This window comes from Mesorhizobium sp. M1A.F.Ca.IN.020.06.1.1, assembly GCF_004023265.1.
Lineage (GTDB): Bacteria > Pseudomonadota > Alphaproteobacteria > Rhizobiales > Rhizobiaceae > Mesorhizobium.
The window spans coordinates 1-3,342 of the sequence record NZ_RZSR01000685.1 but is presented as its reverse complement, the minus strand read 5'-3'; the positions used below and the strand labels follow the sequence as shown (position 1 = coordinate 3,342).

The window sequence follows — 3,342 nt, the reverse complement described above, 5'->3', positions numbered from 1 at the left end:
GCCTGGCTGCCTTCGCGGCGGCCTTGGCTTCCTTGTCGCGGGTGGATTTCAGGATTGCCTTCTCGCTCTTCAGCGTCGTCAGGCCCGTGGCCGGCTCCGAACCGGTGCGGCCGTTCTGCGGACCGGGCTTCACCTCGGCGCCTTTGCCGGCTTCATAGAGATCGATGATCTCGGCAAGGCGCTCCGGCGTCAGGTCTTCGAACGTGTCCTTGAAGATCATGACCATCGGCGCGTTGACGCAGGCGCCGAGGCATTCGACCTCCTCCCACGACAGCGTGCCCTTGTCGTTGGTATGGAACTGGTCGTGATGGATCTTAGACCGGCACACATCCATCAGCGCTTCCGAGCCGCGCAGCATGCAGGGCGTGGTGCCGCAGACCTGGATATGGGCGCGGGTGCCGACCGGATTGAGCTGGTATTGCGTGTAGAAGGTCGCGACCTCGAGGCCGCGGATGCGCGGCATGCCGAGCATATCCGAGATCGTCTCGATCGCCGCCTTCGTCACCCAGCCTTCCTGTTCCTGAGCGATCATGAGCAACGGGATGATGGCCGACTGCTCGCGTCCCTTTGGGTATTTGGCGATCCACTGCTGTGCCGCCGCGGCGTTCGCCTCGTTGAAGGCGAAGGAGGCTGGCTGGACGCTGGCATCTGCGAGACGGCGGACTGACATTTAGCGATCGACCTCACCAAACACGATGTCGAGGGAGCCAAGCACGGCGGTGACGTCGGCCAGCATGTGGCCGCGGCACAGGAAATCCATGGCCTGCAGATGCGCAAAACCCGGCGCGCGCAGCTTGCAGCGATAGGGCTTATTGGTGCCGTCGGAGACGAGATAGACGCCGAACTCGCCCTTCGGCGCCTCGACAGCCGCATAGACCTCGCCGGCCGGCACGCGATAGCCCTCGGTATAGAGCTTGAAATGATGGATGAGCGCTTCCATCGAGCGCTTCATCGCCGAGCGCTTCGGCGGCACCACCTTGCCGTCGAGGTTCGACACCGGTCCGGCGCTCTCCTTGCCGAGCAGAAGTTCGACGCACTGGCGCATGATCTTGGCCGATTGGCGCATCTCTTCCATGCGCACGAGATAGCGGTCGTAGCAGTCGCCGTTCTTGCCGATCGGGATGTCGAAATCCATCTCGGAATAGCATTCATAGGGCTGCGCCTTGCGCAGGTCCCAGGCCGCGCCCGAGCCGCGCACCATCACGCCCGAAAAACCCCAGGCCCAGGCGTCGGCGAGCGACACCGTGCCGATGTCGACATTGCGCTGCTTGAAGATGCGGTTGCCGGTGAGCAAGGCATCAAGGTCGTCGACCGACTTCAGGAACGGATCGATCCACTTGCCGATATCCTCGATCAGCCTCTGCGGCAGGTCCTGATGCACGCCGCCTGGCCGGAAGTAGGCCGCATGCATGCGCGAGCCGGAGGCGCGCTCATAAAACACCATCAGCTTCTCGCGCTCGACGAAGCCCCACAGAGGCGGCGTCAGCGCGCCGACGTCCATCGCCTGCGTCGTCACATTGAGGATGTGCGACATGATGCGGCCCATTTCGGAATAGAGCACGCGGATCAGCTGGCCGCGCTTCGGCACCTCGATGCCGAGCAGGCGCTCGGCCGCGAGCGCGAAGGCATGCTCCTGGTTCATCGGCGCGCAATAGTCGAGCCGATCGAGATAGGGCACCGCCTGCAGATAGGTCTTGGCCTCGATCAGCTTCTCGGTACCGCGATGCAGCAGGCCGATATGCGGATCGACGCGGTCGACCACCTCGCCGTCCAGCTCCAGCACGAGACGCAAAACGCCGTGCGCAGCAGGGTGTTGAGGCCCAAAGTTAATGTTAAAATTGCGGACGGAGGTTTCAGCCATTGTGGCGCCTCAATTTGGCTTCGCCTTTTCATCGCCCGGAAGGACGTAATCCGTTCCCTCCCATGGGCTCAAAAAGTCAAAGTTTCTAAATTCCTGCTTCAATTCCACCGGCTCATAGATGACTCGCTTGGCCTCGTCGTCGTAGCGAACCTCGACGAAGCCGGTCAGCGGGAAGTCCTTGCGCAGGGGATGCCCTTCAAAGCCGTAGTCGGTGAGGATGCGGCGCAGGTCCGGATGGCCGGAGAAGAGCACGCCGTAGAGATCATAGGTCTCGCGCTCGAACCAGTCGGCGCCGGGATAGACGCCGGTCAGCGACGGCACCAGCGTCTCCTCGTCGGCCTGGACCTTGAGGCGGATGCGGACGTTCTGCTTCGGCGACAACAGGTGGTAGACGACGTCGAAGCGCTTGGCACGCGACGGATAGTCGGCGCCGCAAATGTCGATGATCGAGACGAACTGGCAGCGCGGGTCGTCGCGCAGAAAGGTCGCGACCTCGGTCAAGTTGCCCGGCTCGACGCAAACCGTCAGTTCGCCATAAGCAAGCACCGTTTCGCCGATGCGGCCGGAGAGCTTCTCGCCGAGATAGGTGGAGAGTTCGTGCAACGCCAAGGCCATTGGTTCACCGTTCGATCGTGCCGGTGCGGCGGATCTTCTTCTGCAACAGGAGAATGCCGTAGAGCAGCGCTTCGGCGCTCGGCGGGCAGCCGGGGACATAGATGTCGACCGGCACGATGCGGTCGCAGCCGCGCACCACCGAATAGGAATAGTGATAATAGCCGCCGCCATTGGCGCACGAACCCATCGAGATGACGTAGCGCGGCTCCGGCATCTGGTCGTAGACCTTGCGCAGCGCCGGCGCCATCTTGTTGGTCAGTGTGCCCGCGACGATCATGATATCGGACTGGCGCGGAGACGCGCGCGGCGCGACGCCGAACCTCTCTGAGTCATAGCGCGGCATCGAGGTGTGGATCATCTCGACCGCGCAGCAGGCGAGACCGAAGGTCATGAACATCAGCGAGCCGCTGCGCGCCCAAGTGATCAGCGCCTCGGTCGAGGTGACAAGGAAGCCCTTGTCGGCCAGCTCATTATTGATCTCGAGGAAGAAGGGATCGTCCTCCCCCACCGGCCTGCCGGTGTTGGGATCGATGATGCCCTTGGGCTTCGGCGCGACGAGGGTGCCTGAACTGTCGTTCAATCCCATTCCAGCGCTCCTTTTTTCCATTCATAGGCAAAGCCGATGGTCAGCACCGCCAGGAACACCATCATCGACCAGAAGCCGAGCATGCCGAGCTTGGAGAAGGACACCGCCCACGGGAACAGGAAGGCGACCTCGAGATCGAAGATGATGAACAGGATAGACACCAGGTAGAAGCGGATGTCGAACTTCATGCGGGCGTCGTCGAACGAGTTGAACCCGCATTCATAGGCGGAAAGCTTTTCCGGATCGGGATTGCGGTAGGCAACCAGGAACGGCGCAACGA

General features: G+C 62.3%; 5 protein-coding genes. All 5 read right to left on the bottom strand.

Annotated elements, in window-relative coordinates; genetic code table 11:
• The coding region (gene nuoE, locus EOA60_RS25035) for an NADH-quinone oxidoreductase subunit NuoE (protein ID WP_128312064.1) at positions 1–670 on the bottom strand (670 nt) is incomplete at its 3' end.
• Positions 671–1,861, bottom strand: a complete 1,191-nt coding sequence (locus EOA60_RS25030) for an NADH-quinone oxidoreductase subunit D (protein ID WP_095826207.1) — start codon at positions 1,859–1,861, stop codon at positions 671–673. It lies immediately after the preceding gene.
• A gap of 9 nt (positions 1,862–1,870) precedes the next feature.
• A complete protein-coding gene (locus tag EOA60_RS25025; RefSeq protein WP_066998762.1) occupies positions 1,871–2,476 on the bottom strand; it encodes an NADH-quinone oxidoreductase subunit C in 606 nt (201 codons plus the stop codon).
• Between the two features lie 4 nt (positions 2,477–2,480).
• Entirely contained in the window at positions 2,481–3,062 is a 582-nt protein-coding gene (locus EOA60_RS25020; RefSeq protein ID WP_013531090.1) for an NADH-quinone oxidoreductase subunit B, read from the bottom strand.
• On the bottom strand, positions 3,053–3,342 hold a 290-nt coding region (locus EOA60_RS25015; protein WP_164899515.1), incomplete at its 5' end, for an NADH-quinone oxidoreductase subunit A. The genes EOA60_RS25020 and EOA60_RS25015, both read right to left, overlap by 10 nt.

Coding starts and splice junctions, on each gene's coding strand:
- EOA60_RS25020 (WP_013531090.1), bottom strand. CDS start 3,062: ATGGGATTGAACGACAGTTCAGGCACCCTCGTCGCGCCGAAGCCCAAG.
- EOA60_RS25030 (WP_095826207.1), bottom strand. CDS start 1,861: ATGGCTGAAACCTCCGTCCGCAATTTTAACATTAACTTTGGGCCTCAA.
- EOA60_RS25025 (WP_066998762.1), bottom strand. CDS start 2,476: ATGGCCTTGGCGTTGCACGAACTCTCCACCTATCTCGGCGAGAAGCTC.